The 21,778-nt window shown below is 57.5% G+C and carries 19 protein-coding genes; 5 read left to right on the top strand and 14 right to left on the bottom strand.

Features of this window, described 5'->3' with window-relative positions; all coding sequences use genetic code 11:
- Positions 1–57 precede the first annotated feature (57 nt).
- From ACXAH0_RS01610 to ACXAH0_RS01620, 3 genes are all read left to right on the top strand, one after another.
- Positions 58–3,642: a hydantoinase B/oxoprolinase family protein gene (locus ACXAH0_RS01610; protein WP_475188568.1), complete on the top strand. Its 3,585-nt coding sequence runs from the start codon at positions 58–60 to the stop codon at positions 3,640–3,642.
- A gap of 193 nt (positions 3,643–3,835) precedes the next feature.
- Positions 3,836–5,899, top strand: a complete 2,064-nt coding sequence (locus ACXAH0_RS01615) for a DUF3857 domain-containing transglutaminase family protein (protein ID WP_475188571.1) — start codon at positions 3,836–3,838, stop codon at positions 5,897–5,899.
- A gap of 307 nt (positions 5,900–6,206) precedes the next feature.
- Positions 6,207–7,853 carry a methyl-accepting chemotaxis protein gene (locus tag ACXAH0_RS01620; protein WP_475188572.1) on the top strand — a complete coding sequence of 549 codons (1,647 nt, stop codon included), beginning with the start codon at positions 6,207–6,209 and terminating at the stop codon, positions 7,851–7,853.
- Between the two features lie 51 nt (positions 7,854–7,904).
- On the opposite strand, the gene ACXAH0_RS01625 is transcribed toward ACXAH0_RS01620, so the two are convergent.
- Both ACXAH0_RS01625 and ACXAH0_RS01630 read right to left on the bottom strand, forming a co-directional pair.
- Positions 7,905–8,528, bottom strand: a complete 624-nt coding sequence (locus tag ACXAH0_RS01625; protein WP_475172286.1) for a DUF1062 domain-containing protein — start codon at positions 8,526–8,528, stop codon at positions 7,905–7,907.
- A gap of 437 nt (positions 8,529–8,965) precedes the next feature.
- Positions 8,966–9,769, bottom strand: coding sequence for a HugZ family pyridoxamine 5'-phosphate oxidase (locus ACXAH0_RS01630; RefSeq protein WP_475188575.1), 804 nt, complete (start codon positions 9,767–9,769; stop codon positions 8,966–8,968).
- 174 nt (positions 9,770–9,943) lie between these two features.
- Here ACXAH0_RS01630 and ACXAH0_RS01635 point away from each other — a divergent pair, with 174 nt between their 5' ends.
- Positions 9,944–10,378: a BA14K family protein gene (locus ACXAH0_RS01635; protein WP_475188577.1), complete on the top strand. Its 435-nt coding sequence runs from the start codon at positions 9,944–9,946 to the stop codon at positions 10,376–10,378.
- 100 nt (positions 10,379–10,478) lie between these two features.
- On the opposite strand, the gene ACXAH0_RS01640 is transcribed toward ACXAH0_RS01635, so the two are convergent.
- Positions 10,479–11,048 carry an extensin-like domain-containing protein gene (locus ACXAH0_RS01640; protein ID WP_475188579.1) on the bottom strand — a complete coding sequence of 190 codons (570 nt, stop codon included), beginning with the start codon at positions 11,046–11,048 and terminating at the stop codon, positions 10,479–10,481.
- A gap of 305 nt (positions 11,049–11,353) precedes the next feature.
- On the opposite strand from ACXAH0_RS01640, the gene ACXAH0_RS01645 reads away from it, so the two are divergent.
- Positions 11,354–11,980, top strand: coding sequence for a LysE family translocator (locus ACXAH0_RS01645; RefSeq protein ID WP_475172280.1), 627 nt, complete (start codon positions 11,354–11,356; stop codon positions 11,978–11,980).
- A gap of 9 nt (positions 11,981–11,989) precedes the next feature.
- Here the strand turns inward: ACXAH0_RS01645 and ACXAH0_RS01650 are convergent, their stop codons facing one another.
- The 11 genes from ACXAH0_RS01650 to ACXAH0_RS01700 all read right to left on the bottom strand — a co-directional run bounded on the left by ACXAH0_RS01650 (position 11,990) and on the right by ACXAH0_RS01700 (position 21,742).
- Entirely contained in the window at positions 11,990–13,135 is a 1,146-nt protein-coding gene (locus tag ACXAH0_RS01650; RefSeq protein ID WP_475172279.1) for a DUF2336 domain-containing protein, read from the bottom strand.
- Between the two features lie 752 nt (positions 13,136–13,887).
- Positions 13,888–14,493: an FMN-dependent NADH-azoreductase gene (locus ACXAH0_RS01655; RefSeq protein WP_475172276.1), complete on the bottom strand. Its 606-nt coding sequence runs from the start codon at positions 14,491–14,493 to the stop codon at positions 13,888–13,890.
- A 15-nt stretch (positions 14,494–14,508) separates the two neighbouring features.
- Positions 14,509–14,703 carry a hypothetical protein gene (locus tag ACXAH0_RS01660; RefSeq protein WP_475172275.1) on the bottom strand — a complete coding sequence of 65 codons (195 nt, stop codon included), beginning with the start codon at positions 14,701–14,703 and terminating at the stop codon, positions 14,509–14,511.
- Positions 14,704–15,342: 639 nt separating this feature from the next.
- Complete coding sequence (locus ACXAH0_RS01665; RefSeq protein WP_475172272.1) at positions 15,343–15,822, bottom strand: hypothetical protein; 480 nt, start codon at positions 15,820–15,822, stop codon at positions 15,343–15,345.
- A gap of 12 nt (positions 15,823–15,834) precedes the next feature.
- Positions 15,835–16,182: a hypothetical protein gene (locus ACXAH0_RS01670; RefSeq protein WP_475188580.1), complete on the bottom strand. Its 348-nt coding sequence runs from the start codon at positions 16,180–16,182 to the stop codon at positions 15,835–15,837.
- A gap of 28 nt (positions 16,183–16,210) precedes the next feature.
- On the bottom strand, positions 16,211–16,459 hold the full coding sequence (locus ACXAH0_RS01675) for a hypothetical protein (RefSeq protein WP_475172268.1): 249 nt from the start codon (positions 16,457–16,459) through the stop codon (positions 16,211–16,213).
- Entirely contained in the window at positions 16,456–16,842 is a 387-nt protein-coding gene (locus tag ACXAH0_RS01680) for a hypothetical protein (protein WP_475188583.1), read from the bottom strand. Before ACXAH0_RS01680 ends, ACXAH0_RS01675 begins: the two co-directional genes overlap by 4 nt.
- The gene (locus ACXAH0_RS01685; protein ID WP_475172264.1) at positions 16,842–17,744 is read right to left on the bottom strand and encodes a glycoside hydrolase family protein; all 903 of its coding nucleotides are present in this window, start codon (positions 17,742–17,744) and stop codon (positions 16,842–16,844) included. The genes ACXAH0_RS01680 and ACXAH0_RS01685 overlap by 1 nt, the downstream gene beginning before the upstream one ends.
- Before the next feature lie 68 nt (positions 17,745–17,812).
- The gene (locus tag ACXAH0_RS01690; RefSeq protein ID WP_475188585.1) at positions 17,813–18,229 is read right to left on the bottom strand and encodes a hypothetical protein; all 417 of its coding nucleotides are present in this window, start codon (positions 18,227–18,229) and stop codon (positions 17,813–17,815) included.
- On the bottom strand, positions 18,229–19,983 hold the full coding sequence (locus ACXAH0_RS01695; RefSeq protein ID WP_475188588.1) for a phage tail protein: 1,755 nt from the start codon (positions 19,981–19,983) through the stop codon (positions 18,229–18,231). Before ACXAH0_RS01695 ends, ACXAH0_RS01690 begins: the two co-directional genes overlap by 1 nt.
- A 106-nt stretch (positions 19,984–20,089) precedes the next feature.
- Positions 20,090–21,742 carry a hypothetical protein gene (locus ACXAH0_RS01700; RefSeq protein WP_475188589.1) on the bottom strand — a complete coding sequence of 551 codons (1,653 nt, stop codon included), beginning with the start codon at positions 21,740–21,742 and terminating at the stop codon, positions 20,090–20,092.
- Between the last annotated feature and the right edge of the window lie 36 nt (positions 21,743–21,778).

The following is a 21,778-nucleotide window of genomic DNA, read 5'->3' on the forward strand; positions in this document are numbered from 1 at the left end:
GACTGCCGGCCCCTGATCCGAAACGGAAAAAGCGGCCGCACAGAACCGAGGGAAAACATGACGGGCAAATGGGATTTTTGGATCGACCGCGGCGGCACCTTTACCGATATCGTCGGCCGGTCGCCGGACGGAACCCTGCATCCGCACAAGGTCCTGTCAGAAAACCCGGAAGCCTACAGGGATGCTGCCATTCAGGGTATTCGCGACCTTCTGGGCGTAGCCAAGGGCCAACCGATTCCCTCAAATCAGGTGGCGACCGTAAAAATGGGCACGACCGTCGCCACCAACGCCCTATTGGAGCGCAAGGGGGAACGCACGGCCCTGTTCATCACGAAAGGGTTCCGGGACGCCCTGGAAATCGGCTATCAGGCCCGGCCGAAGATCTTTGCCAAGGAGATCCTCAAGCCGGAACTGCTTTACGAAAGCGTCCATGAGATTGCCGAGCGGGTCCGGGCAGATGGAACGGTCGAACAGAGCCTCGAAAAAGACAGCGCCCGCGCCATGATGCAGGCCGCCTGGGACGCAGGCATCCGCTCCATCGCCATCGTCTTGATGCATGCCTATGCATATCCGGCCCATGAAGTGGTGTTAAAGCAGATTGCCGGGGAAATTGGTTTCCCGCAGATCTCCGTCTCCCACGAGGTCTCGCCCCTGATGAAATTGGTCGGCCGGGGCGACACGACGGTCGTGGATGCATATCTGTCGCCGATCCTGCGACGCTATGTGGATCAGGTGCAGGAAGAGCTGGGCGACGGCCCGCGGCTGATGTTCATGCAATCTTCGGGCGGGCTGACCGCAGCGGATCTGTTCCAGGGCAAGGACGCCATCCTGTCCGGCCCTGCCGGCGGCGTGGTCGGTGCCGTGGAAACCTCGCGCATGGCCGGATTTGACAAGATCATTGGCTTTGACATGGGCGGCACGTCCACCGATGTCTGCCATTTTGACGGCGACTATGAACGCGCCTTTGAAACCGAGGTCGCCGGGGTGCGCATGCGCGCGCCCATGATGATGATCCACACGGTTGCCGCAGGGGGGGGCTCGATTCTTCACTATAAGGACGGGCGTTTCCAGGCTGGTCCCGATTCCGCCGGCGCCAATCCGGGCCCAGCCTGCTACCGCAGGGGCGGCCCCCTTACCGTCACCGACGCAAACCTGATGACGGGCAAGCTGGCGCCCGAATTCTTCCCGAAAATCTTCGGCCCCAATCAGGATCAGCCGCTGGATGGCGACGTGGTCCGCCGCAAATTCGCCGATCTGGCCGCAGAGATCGGCGATGGCCGGTCACCGGAGGAGGTTGCGGACGGGTTCTTGAAGATTGCCGTGGAGAACATGGCCAATGCCATCAAGAAGATCTCCGTGCAGCGGGGCTATGACGTCACCGAATATGCCCTGACCTGCTTTGGCGGCGCAGGCGGCCAGACCGGCTGCCGCGTGGCGGACAGCCTGGGCATGAAAACCGTCATCCTCCATCCGTTCTCCGGCATCCTGTCCGCCTATGGCATGGGACTGGCCGACATCCGGGCCGGACGGCAGCAGGCCGTGGTCAAGACGCTGACTGACGGCCTTTTGCCGGACCTGCATGCCCTGAAGGACCAGCTGGCGTCCCAGACCGAAGCGGAACTTGAACGGCAGGCAATTCCGGAAAGCGCCCGGCGCACGGTTGCCATGGCGCATCTGCGCTACGACGGAACGGACACCCCCCTGCCCGTGCCGCTTGCAGGCATTCAGGATATGCGCGCGGCCTTTGAGGACGCCCATAAGAAACAGTTCGGCTTTGCCTATGACAACAAGCCGATTGTTGTGGAAGCTCTGGAGGTGGAAACAGCAGGCGGTGGCGCCGGCCTGGTGGAGCCTGACCAGACCCTGTTCCAGGACACGGCCTCTGCTGAGACGCTGACGCGCATGTATTCAGAAGGGATCTGGCATGACGCGAAAATCTACAAACGCGATGCCCTGAAACCCGGCATGCGGGTCACCGGCCCGGCAGTCATCATTGAATCCCATGCCACCATTGCGGTTGAAGAGGGCTGGCAGGCCGAGATCAACACCAAGGATCACGTCATCCTGAACCGGATTGTCGAGCTGAAACATGCCGGAGCGGTTGGCACCCACGCCGATCCGGTCATGCTGGAAGTCTTCAACAATCTTTTCATGTCGATTGCAGAACAGATGGGCGTGACGCTGCAAAACACCGCCTATTCGGTCAATATCAAGGAACGCTTGGATTTCTCCTGCGCCGTGTTTGATGCGAACGGGGCGCTGGTCGCCAATGCGCCGCATATGCCGGTGCATCTGGGCTCCATGGACCGGTCAGTGGAAACGGTCATCAAGCTGAACAAGGGCAAAATCAGGCCAGGCGACGTGTTTGCCCTGAATGCCCCTTATAATGGCGGCACCCATCTGCCGGACATCACTGTCGTCTCCCCCGTCTTTGACGATGCGGGCGATAAGATCCTGTTCTGGTCCGCCTCGCGCGGCCACCATGCGGATGTGGGCGGCTCCGCGCCGGGCTCCATGACCCCGCGCGCGACAAATGTCGATGAGGAAGGGGTTCTGTTCGACAATTTCAAGATTGTTGATCAAGGCCGGTTCTGCGAACAGGAGCTGATTGAGCTCCTGACCAATCACCCTTACCCGGCCCGAAACCCCCATCAGAATGTGGCGGACCTGTCCGCTCAGATCGCGGCCAATGAAAAGGGCATTCAGGAACTGCGCAAGATGGTGGCGCATTTCGGGCTGGATGTGGTGCAGGCCTATATGGGGCACGTTCAGGACAATGCGGAAGAAAGCGTCCGGCGCGTGATCGAGGCGCTCAAGGAGTCAGATTACGAATATCCAACCGACCAGGGCTCCGTGATCAAGGTGAAGATCACGGTTGACCGGGACAAACGGGAAGCAACCGTTGATTTCACCGGCACATCACCCGTGAAACCCAACAATTTCAATGCGCCCGAACCGGTCACACGCGCCGCCATCCTTTACTGCTTCCGGGTGATGGTGGATGGCGATATCCCCATGAATGCGGGATGTCTCAAGCCGATCCGGATCCTCATTCCGGATGACTGCATGCTGCGCCCGTCCTATCCGGCGGCCGTGGTCGCAGGCAATGTGGAAACCTCCCAGCATGTCACCAATGCGGTTTTTGCGGCGCTGGGCGCCATGGCCAACGCTCAGGGCACGATGAACAATCTGACCTTCGGCAACGATACCTACCAGTACTACGAGACCATCTGCTCCGGCTCCCCGGCCGGGCCGGGGTTCAACGGGACGGATGGGGTTCACACCCATATGACCAATTCCCGCCTGACAGATCCGGAAGTTCTGGAATTCCGCTTCCCGGTGCTGCTGGAGGATTTCCATATCCGCAAAGGCTCCGGCGGCAAGGGCAAATGGTTTGCAGGTGACGGCACAAAGCGAACGTTGCGTTTTCTGGAACAAATGGACTGCGCCATTCTCGGCTCTCACCGGACCCTGCACCCGAAAGGTCTTGACGGGGGCAGCGATGGCGAGCTTGGCCGGACGGAAGTCCGGCGCCTTAACGGCACAAGCGAGACACTGGAAGGCTGCGATCAAACGGTTCTGGAACCGGGCGAAGCCGTTACGGTCATCACCCCGACAGCCGGTGGCTGGGGCCGTCCCTGACAGCCAGCAACCTCTCAACAGCAAACAATTTAGAAAGCCGCGCTCTGCGCGGCTTTTTTTTCCAATGACCTTATGGTCTTCCGGGACAGGAAAAATTCCGGGGTCGAACTTGATTACCGGAGAAGAAGAGGGTGAACTGCTCCTCAGCAATTTTCCTTATGACACTCCTACAGCAACCGGTTTCAAGACACATATGACTGCAAACTTTTCCAGACGTCTCGGCATCGTCTGCCTCACGATCCTCGTGGGCGCTTTCTTTCATCCGCTCGCCAAAGCCAGCCAGGTCACGAAGTCTGCGGCCCCAACCTGGGTCGAAGACGCTGACATTCGCGGACTGGATGCAACTTTCAGCGACGAACATCAAAATGGTGTCGCATGGATCCTGGATGACACCCAGTGGAACTGGGACGGACAGATCCAAACCATGTATGTCCGCTATGTGCTTGAAGTCCTCAACCGGGAAGGCCTTGAATATGCGGCCACGCTCGACATTGAGTTCAATCCGGAGGTTGAGGACCTGGCCCTGCATCGCGCCCGGATCCTTCGCAACGGAATAGAGATTGATATTCTGGACACTCTGGCCCCGGAAGTGCTGCGGCGAGAAGAAGATCTCGAAGAGGGAATCATAGATGGCTGGCTGACCGCACATGACGACATCGAAGGGGTTCAGATCGGAGACCGTATCGAAATCGCCTACACCCTGTCGGAGGTCCGTCCGCTGTTCAAAACAGCGCTCGGCTTCTCCAACGGACTGAAATTTTCCATTCCGGTGGGGCTCAAAAGGATCAAGCTGCGCGTTCCAGCCGGAACGGACTTTCAGCAGGCCACGCACGGCATCGACCTTGCGCCCGAAGTCGAAACGAAGGATGGCTCCGACAACTATGTCTGGCAACTGGACCGGTCAGATGCGGTTCCGGGGGAAGACGACCGCCCGCGCGAGTTCCCGCTCTGGGGCTATCTGGAAGTCTCGGGATGGGAGGACTGGAACGCCGTTCGGGACGAAGTGGCCGGCTATTACCAGCCAGAAGCGGGGCTACCGGACAGGTACCAAAGCGAAATCGCCAACATCCTTAAAACAGCCGCATCTCCTGCTGAGCGCATGAGCAAGGCGCTTCAGTTTGTGCAAAACGATATCAGATATATGAGCAATGCCGTCGGCTATGGCGGCTTTGTGCCGCGTCAGCCAAGCCTCGTGGTTGAGCGCGGATTTGGCGACTGCAAGGACAAGTCGTTGCTGTTGACCGCCGTCCTGCGGGTGATGGGCATCAAGGCGGCCGTTGCCCTCGCCCATACAAGCACTGGATACGGTCTTCCAGACCGTCTGGCCTCGCCTTACCGCTTCAACCATGCAATCGTGCGTGCTGAAATCGGCAAGGACGTGTTCTGGCTGGATCCTACCTGGACCCAAAGTGGCGGTTCGGGCAATTCCATTGTTCAGCCGGACTATGGCTATGCGCTGGTGCTCGACAAAGATCTGGACGGCCTTCAACCCATTGATCCCAAAAGACCGACAAGAACCGCCAGTACCGTTACCGAGAGCTATTGGCTTCCGGACAAGCCTGAAGATCCCGTCCGCTTCCAAATCACGTCCATCTTTCGCGACAGTGAGGCCGATTATATGCGCCGCCAGTTCAGCCGCGTTGGCAAACGGGAAATGAGCCGAAGATATGCAACCTATTACGAAAAGCGCTACCCCGGCCTGGAACGCGCCGACCGCTTGAAAATCGTCGACAACAAAGAAACCAACGAGTTCACGGTCTTTGAAAACTACAGGCTGAGCATAGAAGACTTCTCGCAACCGGAAACGGCAGAGGATTTCGTAATGCGGGCCTCAAGTCTCTATAACTCCCTGCCGACCCCATCCGGTTTCGACCGGAGATCCCCCATCAGGCTAGAATCGCCCAAAACCTATGAACATACAATCAAGGTCACAGAGCCCTTGCTCGGCTTCCGGTCTGAAGAAGACATTGCTATTGAAAATGAAGTCTTTTCCTACCATCGCACCTCACCTGTTACCGATAGGTCGATCGAATATAAATGGCGGCTCGATATCAAGCAGCGCTCCGTTCCAAGAGATCTCGTGAAAACCTATTTGAGAACAGCGAAGGAAGCCAGGCAGGAAAGCTACGTCAGCTACGACTTTTCCAACTATCTCAAAGCTTTGAACGGTGATGCTGAGACCGAACAACCAGAAAGATTCACGCAGCAGGTCGTTTGTGCTGGCCTTTGGAAATATCTTCCCTATTGCAATCCATAGCCCTTCGGGCAGCATTCGCAGGCATATAGGTTGCGAGGTTCCTCCTGGGCCACGCCCGTTTTTGTGTGCGGAACAAGAAAAAGCAGCGAGACAGAAATTCGGGATTGAAGGTTAACTGATTTTTCAACCATCAGTTACAGAATTTGCACTCAATTACGTAGCGTTTTTTTCAACCCAGGACGGGGCAAGCACGCTTATGGGGCAAAGATCCAATCCAATCTCGAAATCAGTAGCGGCGAAAATTCTGTCTCTGGTTTCTTTTCTCTGCATCGGCCTCGTCATTGTTGCCAGCGTGGCAATAATACAGATGAACCTTATCGGAAAAGAGCTTGAGAATATTGCGAAAAAGGATATTCCGCTCACCGAGGCCATCAGCCACGTGACAAACCATCAACTGGAGCAGGCGGCAGTGGTGGAGCGCATGATGCGGGTCGCGGGCCTGCGTGCAGAACACGAAAAAGCAGACCTTGCCGCCCTGCAGGACCAGTTGCGCAATCTTGAAACACAGGTGCGGGAAGAAATCCTGAAAGCTGAAACGCTGGCAGCCGACGCCTTGAAGAAATCAAACTCCGAGGCGGAGCGCAAGGAATTCAGCTCCGCCCTCAGCCAACTGAAACGGATCGACCAGGAATATCAGGTCTACAAGGGTCACCTGGACGACATCATGTTGCAGATCACCCGCAACGATCTAGAAACAGCAGTAGGCTTGCTCAGCACTCTGGAAGAGGAACAGCAGCGTATTGATCAGGAACTGGTGGCCCTGCTGGGAGAAATCGAAAGCTTCACACTGGCTGCAGCACGCGCTGCGGAGGCCCATGAGAAGCAGGCTTTACAGCAGATCATCGTGATTTCTCTCGGCACTCTGGTGCTGTGCAGTTTCGGCTCGGTTCTGTTTGCCCGCTACCTCATTTCAAAACCCTTGAATGAAGTTTCCGGCGGGCTTCTTGAACTGGCGAAAGGCAACACGAACGTTCAGGTGACGGTCCGGTCCGGCGACGAAATCGGTCAGGTGGCAAGTGCTTTTGAAACATTCCGGGAGAACCTGATTGAAATGCAGCGGCTTCAAGAACAGGCCCGGGAAGAGGAACTCCAGACGGAAGCCGCCCAGCGCGAAGCCCGCCTGCGGCTGGCAGATGAGCTGGAAGGCAAGCTGATGGCCAGCTGCGAGATGGTCGTGGAAGCGCTTGAGGACCTGTCGAACGGCGCTCACCTTCTGGCGCAAAACAGCAACGAAACACTGGAGCGGTCCAACACCGTGGCCGCTGCGGCGGAACAGTCGACCGCGTCCGTCCAATCTGTCGCCTCCGCCTCGGAGGAATTGGCCAGCTCCATTCAGGAAATCAGCCGCCAGATCACGCTGGCCAATGGTTCAACCACTCACACCAGTCAGCAGGCAGAAACTTCAAGCGTGACAGTCGGAAGCTTGTCGGATGCGGCGGAAGAAATCACGGATGTCCTGAAACTCATCAGCGATATTGCCGACCAGACCAATTTGCTGGCGCTCAACGCAACAATTGAAGCCGCTCGTGCTGGCGAGGCCGGCAAGGGCTTTGCGGTGGTGGCCTCGGAAGTGAAAGCTCTTGCCAATCAGACGGGCAAGGCAACGGATCAGATCGGCACACAGCTGAGCGGCGTTCAGTCAGGTGCTTCGACCTGTTCCGATGCCATTTCCAAAGTGGTCAAGTCCATGCAGGATATCCGCGAACAGGTCTCCGGCATTGCCTCGGCCATTGAAGAGCAAAATGCGGTCACCTCGGAGATTGCCAAAAACGCCAGCGACGTTGCCCAAGGCAGCGCTGAAATTGCGCACAACATTACCAGGGTCAATCAGGCGGCCCACGCCTCAGGAGACAAGGTCAAGGACGTGGTTGGACGGGTTGAAGACGTCTCCACCCAGATCAGTTCTATCAAGAACGGCCTCTCAGATTTTCTCGGCCATCTGCGCGCAGCATAGCGCGCAGAATTCAAGCATCGGGCGCAATGGCGTATCTTGGCTCTCCTTGTTTCACGGCGCCCCCAGAAGACGGGCATAAAGATCAGATTGCCACACCGGAGCAGCCGGGCTGATCTCAAACCTCACACCATGCCGAACAATTTTTCGGAACGCCCTACACCCTTCCCCGGTCAACCGCAGAGACCCGCTGTCCAAAAGCGCCAGGACCGTAGCGCGTGACATATTCAGCCCCTCTGCCAGGACCCTGTCGAGGCGGACCCGACATTTATCCGGGTTCCAGATCGTCAACCCCACAGGCGCACCAGCTTTGGCCGGGACGGCTCGCCGTGTGAGCGTGAATGCGGCAGCGGCCTGCCTTATGGACACATCTGCATGGGGGCTGGCTGCAAGGGCACATGTTCGGGCCATCACCGGATCGTTCGCCTGCAAGGCAAACAGCACGGAACTAGGGACAGAATGCACAGAGCGCCTTTCAAGAACCGGCCGGTTCCAGCGGGCTCCGCACTCGATGCATCTGTAAATCAACCAGGCATCTAGACGGCTGCCATTTGCATTCACGCGGAACTTTCCGCTTGTTTCAAAAGGTTTCGGACAGCCACAGCGCGCGCAGTGGCGTTCGAGCAAAGGCAGGCTGGCAGCTGATAGGGTCCATTCAATACAAGATAAAGACGACATTCCGTTGGTCTTCCTGAAAGGAGAAGTCCGTCAACGGAAGGTCGGGACGCCAAGGCAACTTATGCCTGTGGTGTGCGGTCTGGCGGCCGGTAACGCTTCAACAGGGAGCTTGCACGCAAACAGGCTGCGGCTGATCCGGCGTATCGGTTCTGGAAAAAGATGGCAAGGGCCGGCCAAACCGGTCCCGATCCGCCAATGACGAACACATCAAACACGCATTCTTGAAAATGCAGGGCGGGATCGAAGACCGGTTAAAGCGTAGGCAAAACACAACATCCTGATGGAAGAAGACGCTGGTTTTTAGCCGGAAACAAGCGCTTTCACAAGCACCTTAAGCAAGCCGTATTTCATCGGGTTTGCCTGTCACTGCCTGAAATCAAAGATCTTAACGCAAAGACAAACCCGTTTGACTCTATTGGAACGCGGCACGCCCTCCTCTAGGCGCCATTCGCCTGCCTGGCCTGTTTGGCCAAGGTTACCAGAAGGGGCCTGACATCCTGCGGCGTTTCCAGCGGCGCCTCGAACCAAAGGCGTTCAACCCGGTCTCCGGCCACCAGATCAAGCCCTTCCGGATCAAGACCTGAAAGAGTCCAATCCGCCGCCTCCGCCTTGCACAACACCTCGGCATAGAGCTGGACAGCATCCTTATGGCCCTCGTTCATATGGGCCACAGCGCCCCCTTCCATGGCCTGCCAGCCATCCGCATCCTTTAATGGGCTCAGAAGATCCTCCCGGGACAGCTCGAACGCCTTGCCAAAGCCGCCATTCAGGCTGGCCCGTTCCAGGTCAAGCCGGAAAAACGAGAAATCGCCAAAGTCCACATAGAGGCCGGCTTTCGGGTGGCGCAGCAAATAGCGTTGCCGCAAGCGCTGATGCGCCTCACTGTTCCGGTCGACCGGCCGGGCCTGACAAAACAACGTGGTTCTGGGATGCGCCAGAGGGTCTCCCTTACCCGGCTCCCCGACCAGGAGCGAGCAGGATGGTGTCTGGCGGATGGCAGCCGTGTGCCCCGACAAGGCGCTGGTCAGGATGACCGGTGTTCCATCAAGATCCGTCGCCGTCGCCACCCGGCTCGCCAGCGGATGGCCGGTTTCTGGTTCCAGAGCTGCCAAAGCACCGAACCGGGCAGTCCGGATCAGGCCTCTGGCCATGCGCCTCGCCTGGTCATCCGTGGGAAGGAGAACTTGCCTTGGCTCTTGATCGGTTTCATTTGAGGGTGTGTCCGGCGGTGTCACGCGCATCTCCTGCCAATTTCCTGCGTCCGGTAAGGTCTCCCAAATGAAGACTGACCACAGCCGGAATCTGAACGCAAGATGAACAGCAATCTCAGAACCGGTTCAGGGCACAAATGTCAATGTCTCATCATCAGACACGGCGCCGGACGATTAAGGCGCAGGTATTTGGAGACATCAGATATGACCCCTTTGAGCAAACGCCTTATTGCCATTGCCCTTTCCGGCGCGCTCGTTGTACCGGCATTTTCCGCTGCCCAGGCTGGTCCCAGAGATGGCTGGCGTGGTCATAACAATCACTATCATAACCACCAGCACCATCATCATCACCGGCACAAGCGTCACAGAAACAATGACAATGTCGGTGCAGCCGTTGCTGCTGGCGTGATTGGACTTGCAGCTGGGGCAATTCTTCTGGGGGCGACCCAAAGGCCGTCCTATACCGCGCCGCCCCGCACCAACTACTATCCGCCGGCCCCGGCGCCGGTTGCAGGGCCGGTTGGCTATCAGCCATGGAGCCCGGCCTGGTATCAGTACTGTACCTCCAAATACCGGTCCTTCAACCCCTCCACCGGTACCTACACCACGTATCGGGGCGTGCAACGTTTCTGCCAATAACCATCCAAGGACGCCCCGCACCTTCCGGCAACAGGCCCCTGCCAGCCCAACTGGCTTCGGCCCGTTGCCGGTTTTTTGCACTTCCTGCGCCCCATCTTCGTCACTGGCAGATCAGATACGTACAAGTTTTTCCGTGACAGCCAATATCCAGATGCAAATGTGATTTGTGAAACGCATCGCCCTCCGGACTGAGCACAGTCGTGAAACGCTTGCAGGCACTTTTTCGGATATGATCCAGAAACCGTCCCTTTGCGGAGCTCGTTCCCCAGTCCTTTTCAACGGAAATATACGTTCCGTCGCTCAGCGCAAAACCGCCAATATCAACGGCCATGCCCAGCGCATGCTCGGACAATTTGCCCTCCAGCCGGTTGTTGCGGCGGCGGCACTGATAGCCAGGTCCCGAGCGGATTCCTTTGAGGTCCAGCTGAAGCCGAGCACGCACAACTGGCGCCACCTCCTCTTTCAGCCAGGCTGTCAGAACCTTGGCAAACTTGCAGGAGACCGTCACCTTACGGGGAAACGCAATGGTCAACGTGCCCTGTTGCACGCCTGAAATGGCAACTGGCTGCTCAATACCACACCCCAAATCCCCAGATGTCTCACCGTGAATAGCCGGAACAGCGGTAAAAAGAACGCCGGATAAATCACATGACGAGGACTTTGCCGCCACGGCCTCTGTCTGGACACCGGATGGTCGGGGCTTCGCTGAAGGGGAACGGGGAGACCAGGACGGCTTTGGCTGAGGCGCATCAACACCTTCCAGAAAGGGCGCCTTGCCTGGAGCCAAAAGCGGCCGCGGGGCCGGAACCGCGTCGGCAGCCAAGGCAAGGGTCATACAGGCCATACCGCAAGACCAGAGAAGTCCCCCGGTCACGCACATCCTCAGCATGATCATTCACCCTCTTGCGGCCAGGTCCGGATTGTGCCTGACTGGGTCTCACAATTCCTGAAGTCAGATCCCTTGTCGAGCCTTCCATGACCCTTGATCTCTATTCAGCCTATATCGCCGCCACCCTTGTCGTTCTGGCCATTCCCGGGCCAACCATCATGCTGGTGGTGAGCTACGCCTTGACCCAAGGAAGCCGGTCTGCCTTTCCTGTGGTTCTGGGAGTGGGGCTGGGGGATGCGACGGCGGCAACGGCGTCGCTTCTGGGTCTTGGCGCAATCCTCGCGGCCTCTGCGACTGCCTTTTCAATCCTGAAATGGGTGGGGGCAGGCTATCTTGTCTGGCTTGGTATCAAAATGTGGCGCAGCCAGCCTGCCGTTTTTGGGGGGCAGCAGATGAAAGCCGTTTCCGCAGGCAAGATGTTCTGGCGTGCCTATATGGTCACGTCCTTGAACCCGAAAGGCATCATCTTTTTCATGGCTTTTCTGCCGCACTTCATTGCCCAAAAGGCAGCAGTCGTGCCACAGCTCACGCTTCTGGGAGCCACTTTTGTGCTTCTCGCCGTCTTCAATGCGACCCTTTACGCACTGGCAGCAGCTGCAGTTGGCACAAAATTGTCGAACCCCTCTCTGCTCCGCTGGATCAACAAGGCCGGGGGAGGCTTTCTGATTTCCGCAGCGGCCATGACTGCCACCTTGCAAAAAACTTCTGGCTAGGGCTCCGCCCTAGCGGCTGGAAGCGAAAGGGATGTCCTTGCGCGCTGAGTCGGCCTCTTCACAGACGGGATCTTCCCCCGTTTTCAGGCCGAAGCTGGCCCCTGATGTTTTCAAAGTGTCCAAGGACCTGCGGGCTCCCTCTTCACTCAAGACAGAATACCGCTGAATAGCAGCGTTCAACCCGCTGCCACCAAGACGCAACCGGCGCGCCCGCATGGTCAAAATGTCCTTGTAGGCGTCAGAGGTTACCCCGTTGGCCTTGCACAGAATGATCAGAGGTTTGTCGCTCGCGCTGAAAAGCAGCTGAGAAACGGCAGCTGGCGGCAGATCGCTCACCTTAGCCAGCAGCATGCCCAGTTCCGCTGTTCTGTCGGCACGTGCAAACTGCTTTATTGCCTCATCAATGGTGGTCTTTTTAGCCACAACATCTTTGATCAAGGCATTCGACTCATCCCGCGCCTTGTCAAGCTTTTGCGTGCGCGCCGCAACTTCTGTTGCCGCACGTTCGGCAAGCAATTGCACCAGCGTGTTGTCCGCACCCAAGGAGGAAATCCGCTCCTTCAACGCCTCCGTGAGAAACGGCAACAGGGCATGTGCCGCTTCTTCCGGTAGGTCCGTCCTGTTGACCAGCGCCGACTGGATGGCTTCATTGGCACGTGCTTTCTCCACCAGCTTCAAAAAGGAGGCATCTGCAAATTCTGCGCCTTCGTTCCCGGCAACCTTGGTCAGAACATTGCTGTCACCGCGGTCGACAAGAACGGTTGTAACCGATTGATCGACGGTTGCCCGGCCAGCAATCGCCCCGAGATGATCCATCGACGCAGATGAAGCAATGGAAACCAGATCATCCGAATTGAGCGCCGGTGAGTTCTCAAGAACCGGCTCGGCTACAGAAAATGTGTCCTGCGCCAGATGCACCATCAGATCGTGAGGCGCACTCGCTTCGGCCGACATCCGTTTGGCCAGGATCATGCGCGTTTCCTCCTCAAGCTGCCCAAGCACCTTGAGAACGATGTCACCAAACAGCAGGCTGATTTGCTCGTCGCGATCATCACCGGCACCGACGAAAAGATCCGTCAGCATGTTGACCAGGCTTCTCCGGCCAGTTGCACTGGTATCCCGAGCCAGTTCTGCCAGTTTGATAAGACTAATCATTGCCGTTCCGCTGCGCCCCCGCGACAGGCCTCATATTAGCGGGCGCTCCTTAATTTTACGCTACTGGAGCTTTTTGCCGTTTTTGCTGGCAATCCAGCTCCGCACTTCAGCTCCAGAAGCTCCATTTCAGGGCCCTCCAGAGGACAGAAACCGCAGAAAACAGCTTACCAGCGCAAAAAAACTCCGCTCGGAAGAGATGCAACAGTTAATGTTGATGATCAAGACCTTAACGGGGACTTAAAAACCGCTCAACCCGTAGATGCATCTCTTTCGCTGCAATGCAATAACTTTTTTCCTTCGCATCACGGCTTCTCTGGCCTAAGATCATGCGTCTAATCAAAGGTAATTCGGGAGTGTACAGATGACCCTTGCGCGGAACCTGAACAGGATTGCCTTCTTTGCAGCTTTCGCTTTTTTGGCTGCAATTGTGGTCGGGTTGATTTGAGGTCACAAAAAAGCGAGTAAATTGAAAGCACTAGAAAGTGCTTTCAATTGCTCCACGAAAAAAGAGAAATTCAGTTCCAAACATCACAGCCTCTGCACCAGAAGGTGCCGCAAAAGAGAAACTGAGCTGCGCTTGAATGAGAGCAATCTGGCTGAGCTTTAGGTTAGCTTTTGACGGCTTACCAAGCCGTCAAAAGAACTTGAAATGCCGAAGCCAAAATCACACTTTTTAGTTGCAATTTAGGCTCTTGGTTTTACCAAGATACTTAGGACCAAATTCAAATTGCCGATGTCCCGGCAGCTGGCTGTTAAGCGGCGAGAGAGAGAACCTTCGCCATCGCCTCTTCTTTGCTGGACGGATCAAGCATCAATTGATCAGCTGCGACGATCGTCACATCCTCAATTCCTATGAAACCAAGAACGTGTTTCAGATAAGTTGCGGCAAAGTCAACGTCGGAGCCCACTTTCGTACCTCCAGAAGCCACAAAGACATAGGCTTTTTTGCCTTCCAGCAAGCCGACTGGCCCTGTTTCCGTATATTTGAAGGTTTCACGTGCACGGGCGATCTGATCGATCCAGGCTTTGAGAGCTGCGGGCACTGAAAAATTGTAGATCGGAGTACCAATCACAATCACATCGGCAGACTTCAGTTCACTGACCAGAGTATCGGACAGGGCAAGTATGGACCGTTGAGCTTCGCTTCTGTCGGCAGGGTCTGTGACATTCGCCCCCACCCAAGCCTCATCGAGAAACGGGAGGCCCTCAGAGACATCCCGCTTGACCACCGTGAGATCCGGTGTCTGGGCCACAAGCCTGGTCACCAAAGTCTCCGTCAATTCCCGCGTCACTGAGGCTGTTTTTCGCGCAGAAGCGTCAATTTGAAGAATGTGTTTCACTGCTTTGGTCATCACCATCTCCAGTTTGCGGTGTCATTCACCGCCTTTGTTCATATTTGAAAGATAGTGATCGCCAAAAAGGCCAACTAGCACCGAATAGGTGAACAGTCTGTTGACCTTTAAACGGTTCAAAACACGAAAAAGAGAAAATTCCAGACCAGCAAACGCCCAACAAAACATGCCTTTGGTCCACCAAGCCACGTAACCAAAAAGCTCGGAGGCAAACACGGTTTCCGCCAAAAAAGCTTGAAATCTGAAACATTTTCCGGAAGGTCTCGAATAAAGTATCTGCGTCAAATTGGGGCCTGAACCGGCCCTGCATTGCGGCAAAAAGCTCCAGAAACCTTACCGTTTTGGCACAGACACGCCTTCCGGATCCAACAAGCGCCAAAAGACCAGGATTGAAAAGAAGATTTGTTTCTTTGTGCCTTGCACCGAATTTTTGGCACTCCTCGGCAGCTGTTCCGTTTCTGAACCGCAGGACATACATAAACCGGACTATGTGGGCTCGCGTATCTACAGCGGGTGTCACCCGGATCAAGCTATGGCCTGGCAACGATCACATCATTCCCAAGCATGTAACGAGTAATGTGTTAACTTAAAAACGCGGAACTTTCAGGGGAGCACGCAAACGATCTAGGTAAACTTGAATTAAGAGCGATTCCAGCTGGGGAAGACGTGATGCTTGTTGCACGGGTCACTCAAGAACAGTTTGATACGCTCTGCGCCCAAGGTGTCGCGTTCGAAGATTGGGAAGATGACGGCAACACAGAAGCTATCATGACAACGTACGGCTGGGTGAGTTAAGCTCTCTTAGGTCGCGGCTGGCTGGCGGGAAAGGTCGGCTATTTTTGCAGTCAGGCGCCGTTAACTGGAGACGATCACCTCAATCGCGTCCAGCGAGAACGTATCCCCTGGATCCCCGCCGCGTGCCCGAGGCCGAACCAGCATCTCAGTGACGTCAGCCGGAATTTCGAAAGAGCCAGTCATGGTTCCAGATGCACCCACACGGCTGGAGGTGCTAAAGATATCCGCAGCTGTGTCAACAGATGTTCCGCAGGTAAATTCCATCTGAACCCCCGTATCATTGTTGCTGGCCGTGACCGACACCGTCACGGTCGAGGACGGCCTCACTGAAAACAGGGCGGTTGCCACGCCGTCATACTCATCGGCAAACACATAGTCCAACTGTGTGTTGACGGTGTCATATGTCAGAGTACCGCCCTTGGTTCCGGTGTAGTTGGCTGACGTGTCCGCCGTGAAAAAGTCCGAGAATATAACGTTCGAGGGCGCTGAGGGTCCTCCGGGCTCGCGGTTTGAAAACCCAAGTTGAATGCTACACCGCATAGATTTGACCCTTTATTTCGAGATAAACGCGACCTTGTCGCCTTCGCGCAAACCAACATCGAGTGCTTGCCCCTGCGCCAGGAACCAGCGCGGCGCCTGGGAGGGGTTTGGAGAAGCGCCAAACGCCACATAAAGATCCGCGTCCCCTGAATTTACGACCCGCGCAAAATCCATAATTCCCGCCGAAATGGTGCTGGCGGTGCTGGCTGTGTCGAGCGTTTCGGATGCAGATGCGGCGCCATCGGGCGCGGGCATCTCTGAGCCGAACGCGGCTCGGCCGCCGACCGGCGCGAAAGTCACTTCAAGCTGTGCTGCCATTTTATTGTCCCTTCGGTAGCTGACATAAAAATAGCCGCCCAAATGAGCGGCCAAGTGAATGGAGGCATTGTTACTGCCCTTTCAGAAATTCCTTGAACCCGACCCATACGGCCAGGAGAGCGGCGGGGATCGCTACCGCGAAGACCGCGCCAAAAAGACGGCCCTTCATGGCGGAGGTTCCCTTGCGCCAGTCCCGCAAGAAAATCATGTCTTCCTGCGTTTCTCGCGGGTTATCGGGATCAAACCCGATCATTTTCAGGACCTCTTTAGCCCCTTCCCGCCCCGCCTCACGGGCGGCCATTGCTTCATCTTCCGTCACCGCCGCCCCCGGATCGCGCTCGAAAGTGCCTGCGCTGTTGCCACCAGCCCACCGGCCCCGAAGATCGAGGCAACAATCGTGTCCACATAAGATTTGACCGATGGCGGGTAATCGGCCACCGACCACGAGAAACTGAAAACCGTGTCCAGCGTGATCGCCAGGAACCAGAAACCGACCGAGCCGGCAAACAGACACCAGATGAACCAAAAGGCCCGATAGCGCCGGGCGTCGGCCCGTTCTTCCGCCGCCGCTTCCGCATAGCGGTTGACCGCGTTCGCCCTGATTTCCTGCCGTTTACTCTCATTGCTGACCGCATGGTCCACACTGTCAAAGATCCGGTTGAACGGACCCGACAGGAACAGGGCGGCAATCTTGCCAAACATCAGGCCACCTCCCGGCCGGTCAGCGCGTTCCAGCGGCGCTGGATGACATCCCGGTAGCGCCAGGCGAAGAAAGCCAGAGCCAGAACGGCCACGGACGCGGCAATGGCGCCCCAAGGAAGGCCGGAGACGGAGGCGATGACACCAGACACCGCAGAGAGCCCGCCGCCCTTCTGCAACGTGTCCTTGACGGCTTTACCATCGCGCCGAAGCTGCGCCAGGGTGGCGGGCCCGATAATCCCGTCATTGGTCAGATGCGGGTGCTGCTTCTGATAGGCCAGAACCGCCGCCTTGGTCTGCTTGCCCATCCAGCCGTCAATTTCGCCCGGATCAAAGCCGAACCGCTTCAAGGCTTCCTGCGCCTCTGTCACGACCGGGTCCGGCCGGACGGGGGCCTTTGCCGCCTCATGGCGCTGCTTTCCCTCGCCCTCGCCCGTATAGACGCCGGTCAGGAAAAGATGCGCCTCTTCCTTCCGGCGCCGGACCAGGCCGGGCAACTTGCGGCCGCCCGCCGTGTTGTAGTGGGTCGCCCAATGCTCCGCCGCCTCCTGGCGCTTGCCAGCCCTCCAGAGCTTTGCCGCCTTCCAGCCCATGAAGCGCGCCCCGAGATTGAAGGTTGCCGAAACCGCTGCATCAAATTCGTGCTGCTTGGCGTCCTTCGGCATCCCGGCCCGCACTGGCGGTTCGTATTCCTCCTTCAAGGCCGCCTTCAAAATCTTCTTGTTCTGGGCCCGGGTGATCGTGTCCCCAGGCTTCAGCTTGCGCCCCCAAAAAGAGCGGAACACGCCGCTGCTGTTGGTGAAGCCGGTCCCGATGGTCAGCACCCCCACCGGGTCCAGATAGGCCCGCGATACAAAGCCCTCATGGGCTTCAACGAAGGCAACCCCGCCCTTGCTCGTTTCCATGTTTCATCCTTTCAGGCACAAAAAAACCGCCTCAAGGGCGGTACCGACAGTTCAAGTTTTCAGATTGGCTAGTATCCCAAGGCCGCAAGCCACATTGTGTCCACCTGCTCGTCTGTCAGACCGATGGCGCTGGCGATGGAAACGACCAGCGAGTTAAGGCGCTCAAATTGAGCGGCCGTTTCCCACTCAATTTCGGCCTCTTGTCGTTCAAGATCATCGGTGATGGCTGCGATCTGAGCCGCTACCGTGGCGAGGGAGATGCTATTCCGAACCAGCCCGAGCTTGAATTGCCGGGCGGTCAAAGGGAGCATCTCCGCTCGTTTTTCCTCGTCTGTCAGCTCCGGCACAACTGGCCGCGAAAACGTACCATCTCCGTTATCCGTGTCTCCTGGGAACACATCGTCAGAAACAACAGGCCACCCCGTATCCGCCTCAAAGCTGATCGTGGTCACGACACCGTCTTGGATCAAAGCATATTTCGTCATTAAATCGCCCTCAGGGTTACTCGGCCGAACACTTCAGTGTCGTGCCCGTTCGCATAGCCAAGACCGTACGTAGTAAACGCGCTGTCGATATTGTACTCAATACGGTACGTCATGCCAGCAGTAAGTATTCCGCGCGCAGTGTATAGAATATACGGACCGTCGGCGGCGCGAGAATAACCGCTAGCGCCGGGGATATGCACAGAACTGCCCGTAACGTCGTACACGCGGATGACAGCGCCAGCAGTCCTATAAAGACCTGCTTCTGCTTGGATCTCACAGTCTACGGTAGGCGTAAAATCATTCCCGACCAGTGAGACGATGCCCTGCGGGTCCAATCTCTCTGTGTTCAGAGGGTAGGTCGTCCATGCGCCCGCAATGGGTGTACCCCCGTGGGTTCCGCTTGGCTGCTGATATTCCAGAATAGCCAATGAGCCCATGCGAGTATTTATGTCTGCGACCCCAGTCGTGTTGCTGCTGATATCGTTCAGGACTTCAGAAGCTTGTAGCTGAGCCGCATCAATAACCACGTGGTACGCAACAATTACTGGCAGGAAAGCGACGTTCTTTGGGCGGGTTTCGTCTGCGGTGCGCACGACGTTGGAAGCATCGAACTCGACAAGGGTTCCACCAGTGGCGGCGGACCCGTCATTTCGCTCAATGTTTCCGTCCCCCTCAGATGTGGAGATTGCCCCAGCGTCGTATGCGCCGTTGCCCGTCCTGTACTCTGCCGAGGATCCAAACGACGCCGTAATGTTCTGTAGGGCGTCGTCCTGATAAGAACCAACGTCACGTGCGTCCCCATAGGCCCGGATGAACTGGTCCCGCAGGTCCGGCAGGGTGAACGTGGTAGATCCATCGCCCGGCCCGAACTCCCCAATACCTTTCGCACCTTCAGTGGCGGCCAGATTTCCCGAAGCCTTAACCCACGTCCAAAGACCCGGATAAGCAGCGCGTGTGATGGTCTGACCGGCCAACGCAAGAGTGCTTGCCGGGGCGGTTGTTCCTGCCACCCAGAGAACCGTTCCGATGGGCATACGGCCGAGCCCAAGCTCTTGCTGTGCGTCGTCTACGTATTGGACCGCTTCATCTCTTGCGTCTTCAGCCCCCTGCCGCGCCGTCTGCGCGTCCGTTCTGGCCGTCTGCGCCTGGTCGCGGGCTTGACCCGCAGAGACCGCCGCGTCGGACGCAACCAAAGCCGAATCTTGCGCCACGTCCCGGGCCTGCCCGGAAGCGGTAACGGCCGAGGAGATGGCCGCGCTGTCGATCAGGGCAGGCACGAGGCCGTCGCCTTGCCGGATAAAGCCCTCGCCGTCCTTCAGGTCAGGCACTTCTAGATTTGGCAGGGTTCCGGCAAGGCTGGGAGAAACGGACAGGGACCGCTGAACCTCTCCGGCAATCGCCTGCACCTGCAAGGCCGTCCGGTCCATAGACCTTTGCAAAACATCGGGATCGATTTCCCCGCCTTCCAGCGTTTGAGGCTGATCATAGGCACTTACCAGAACAACAGTCAGGCGCTCGCCGCTGCCACAATCGGCTGCAGTGAAATGCAGAGTTCCCGTCCCATAGTCGCCGCCAGTAAACGACCAGTTCCCCGGCGATTGCTGATAGGTCCATTCAGTGTCGGCCCCGAGCGCATCCGTGTGGATCACGGTCAGGTCGTTCTGATTGATGAATTGAAACGGGATCGCGACCGTTTCCGTCACCCCGTCGCCGGAGATCTGGACGCGGGTTTCCGTCAAGGCTGCGATTGTCATCGAGCCCTCCTGTGAAGTTGCAGCGCCAAGGCGCCTGTTTGAGGAAGATCTGCATCGCCCTCACCGCGCTGAGAACCGCATCTGCGGTCAGGCGGCGAGCCGGGCGTCACAGTTTAAAAGGCGCTTGAGAAGCCCCTGCGGCCGTTTTGCTCTTGCGGCCAGCAGGTTTCTCCTTTGAGGAATTGTCCAGGCTCGCGGACCTTGTTCCAAAACGCGCGATCACCCTGTTTTCTGCAGAGCGCCCGGACGTTCTTTGAGCATGAAAGTCGCGGAAAGCCACCTGCCGTTCCTTGCGCAGTTTCGGTTGATTGCCTTGCGCGAACCGCTTGGCAATCTCGTCCGGTGTCAAACCGAACCGGCGTTTCAAAACCTCCTGTTTGGTGTGAAACGACCGCAAAGGCTGCTCCTCTTCCAGACCAAGCATGGCACGCCCGCCAGACCTGGCCAGGGCGGAAACGGTGGTGAGCGCCTGCGCGATCTCCGCCTCCCTGGGGCTGGTCAGGGCCGTCGCAAGACGCCGGGCATAGGCGGCCGGCAGAACCCCTTTCTGCTGGACGATGCCGAGTGCCAAAGCGGCCGGATCCGAACCGGTTTTTTCCAGATAGGCAAAGGCAAGATCGGCCCGGTCCCGGTCCTCCTGCTTGAGCGGATCCGCCCGGCCGTTGGACGCAGCCCAACCGGCCGCCACAAGACTGTCCGCGTGGGTTTGCAAATCCCTGCGATAATGATCGTAAAGCTGAAGTTTTGCCTCTGGTCCAAGTTTCGGGTTTTCATCGATTTCGGCCGACCGGAACTGGCCATCGGCTGCATCGATCCGTGCAGCGATCCGCTCTGCCTCGGCGATGCTGTCTGCGGCCTTTTTCTGCAAGGCCTGCTCCAGAAGACGGTTCCGGCTTTCGGGCGGCAGCACACCGGCACGGGCCGCAAACTCATGGGCTGAAAGCCCCCCATCCCCGGCAACAGCCTGCTTTGAGCCAGACGCTGCACTGTCCCCATGGGCAGATGCTGCGCCCGGCTCCGCAGAAAGACCCTCGATCTGGACCTCCAGCGGCTGACGCGCCACCCAGGTCTCCGTCAGGGCCTGGGCGGCTTCAAGCTCCACCTCATCACGCACCCGGCCCGGCAGAGGCACCTGGTCGACAAGATCCTTAAAATGCGCAAACGCCCGGTCAATCCGCTGCGGAATGGCCTCTACGTCCTCCACCGCCTGATCCCGGGAGGCGGCCAGCCCTTGCAGAAAATGGTCCCGGTCTGCAGCCTCCTCCACCGCCGCGACATCATAGAGCAGGTCATCTTGCCGCCGGTCCAGTTCCTTGTTGAACACCGCCTTTTGATCGTCCGGCATCCCGGCCGACATCTTGCGGCTGGTGTCCGCCATGAAGCGCAGCATCTCTTCGCTCAGACCGGAAGCAGGAACCCTTGGCTGATCTTTCGCCGCCCTGGCCCTGGTGCGCACCCCTTGCACAACTTGCACGGCCTTTTGGGCCGCATCGAATTTTATGCGTTTTTGGACACGATCCTCCGCCAAGGATGCCTGTTTATTGGCGTTCGCCTCTTTCTCTTCTTTGACCTTGGCTTGCCTGTTTTTCTTGAGAATTGCGGCGCCGGTTTCCACCAGTTTGGAGACGTCTTGCAAAGATGTCTCAACGGTATCGCCAAGGTCTTTGATTTGAGCACCCACAGCCGTATCTGCCACGACTTGCGGTGTTGCAACGCCGGGCAGCTGGGAGGTGCCAGTGAATTTCAGCAATCGCGTCATGTTCGATCCGTTTGAAAAATAGAAGAACTAGTTTGA

The organism is Roseibium sp. AWQ4_290, from assembly GCF_056160985.1.

Excerpts from the sequence above, each read along its gene's own strand:
- ACXAH0_RS01625 (WP_475172286.1), bottom strand. The coding sequence starts at position 8,528 with ATGTCGTCTTTATCTTGTATTGAATGGACCCTATCAGCTGCCAGCCTG.
- ACXAH0_RS01655 (WP_475172276.1), bottom strand. The coding sequence starts at position 14,493 with ATGGTGATGACCAAAGCAGTGAAACACATTCTTCAAATTGACGCTTCT.
- ACXAH0_RS01615 (WP_475188571.1), top strand. The coding sequence starts at position 3,836 with ATGACTGCAAACTTTTCCAGACGTCTCGGCATCGTCTGCCTCACGATC.
- ACXAH0_RS01680 (WP_475188583.1), bottom strand. The coding sequence starts at position 16,842 with ATGTTTGGCAAGATTGCCGCCCTGTTCCTGTCGGGTCCGTTCAACCGG.
- ACXAH0_RS01685 (WP_475172264.1), bottom strand. The coding sequence starts at position 17,744 with ATGGAAACGAGCAAGGGCGGGGTTGCCTTCGTTGAAGCCCATGAGGGC.
- ACXAH0_RS01665 (WP_475172272.1), bottom strand. The coding sequence starts at position 15,822 with ATGCGGTGTAGCATTCAACTTGGGTTTTCAAACCGCGAGCCCGGAGGA.
- ACXAH0_RS01700 (WP_475188589.1), bottom strand. The coding sequence starts at position 21,742 with ATGACGCGATTGCTGAAATTCACTGGCACCTCCCAGCTGCCCGGCGTT.
- ACXAH0_RS01620 (WP_475188572.1), top strand. The coding sequence starts at position 6,207 with ATGAACCTTATCGGAAAAGAGCTTGAGAATATTGCGAAAAAGGATATT.
- ACXAH0_RS01650 (WP_475172279.1), bottom strand. The coding sequence starts at position 13,135 with ATGATTAGTCTTATCAAACTGGCAGAACTGGCTCGGGATACCAGTGCA.
- ACXAH0_RS01695 (WP_475188588.1), bottom strand. The coding sequence starts at position 19,983 with ATGACAATCGCAGCCTTGACGGAAACCCGCGTCCAGATCTCCGGCGAC.
- ACXAH0_RS01610 (WP_475188568.1), top strand. The coding sequence starts at position 58 with ATGACGGGCAAATGGGATTTTTGGATCGACCGCGGCGGCACCTTTACC.
- ACXAH0_RS01630 (WP_475188575.1), bottom strand. The coding sequence starts at position 9,769 with ATGCGCGTGACACCGCCGGACACACCCTCAAATGAAACCGATCAAGAG.
- ACXAH0_RS01690 (WP_475188585.1), bottom strand. The coding sequence starts at position 18,229 with ATGACGAAATATGCTTTGATCCAAGACGGTGTCGTGACCACGATCAGC.
- ACXAH0_RS01645 (WP_475172280.1), top strand. The coding sequence starts at position 11,354 with ATGACCCTTGATCTCTATTCAGCCTATATCGCCGCCACCCTTGTCGTT.
- ACXAH0_RS01635 (WP_475188577.1), top strand. The coding sequence starts at position 9,944 with ATGACCCCTTTGAGCAAACGCCTTATTGCCATTGCCCTTTCCGGCGCG.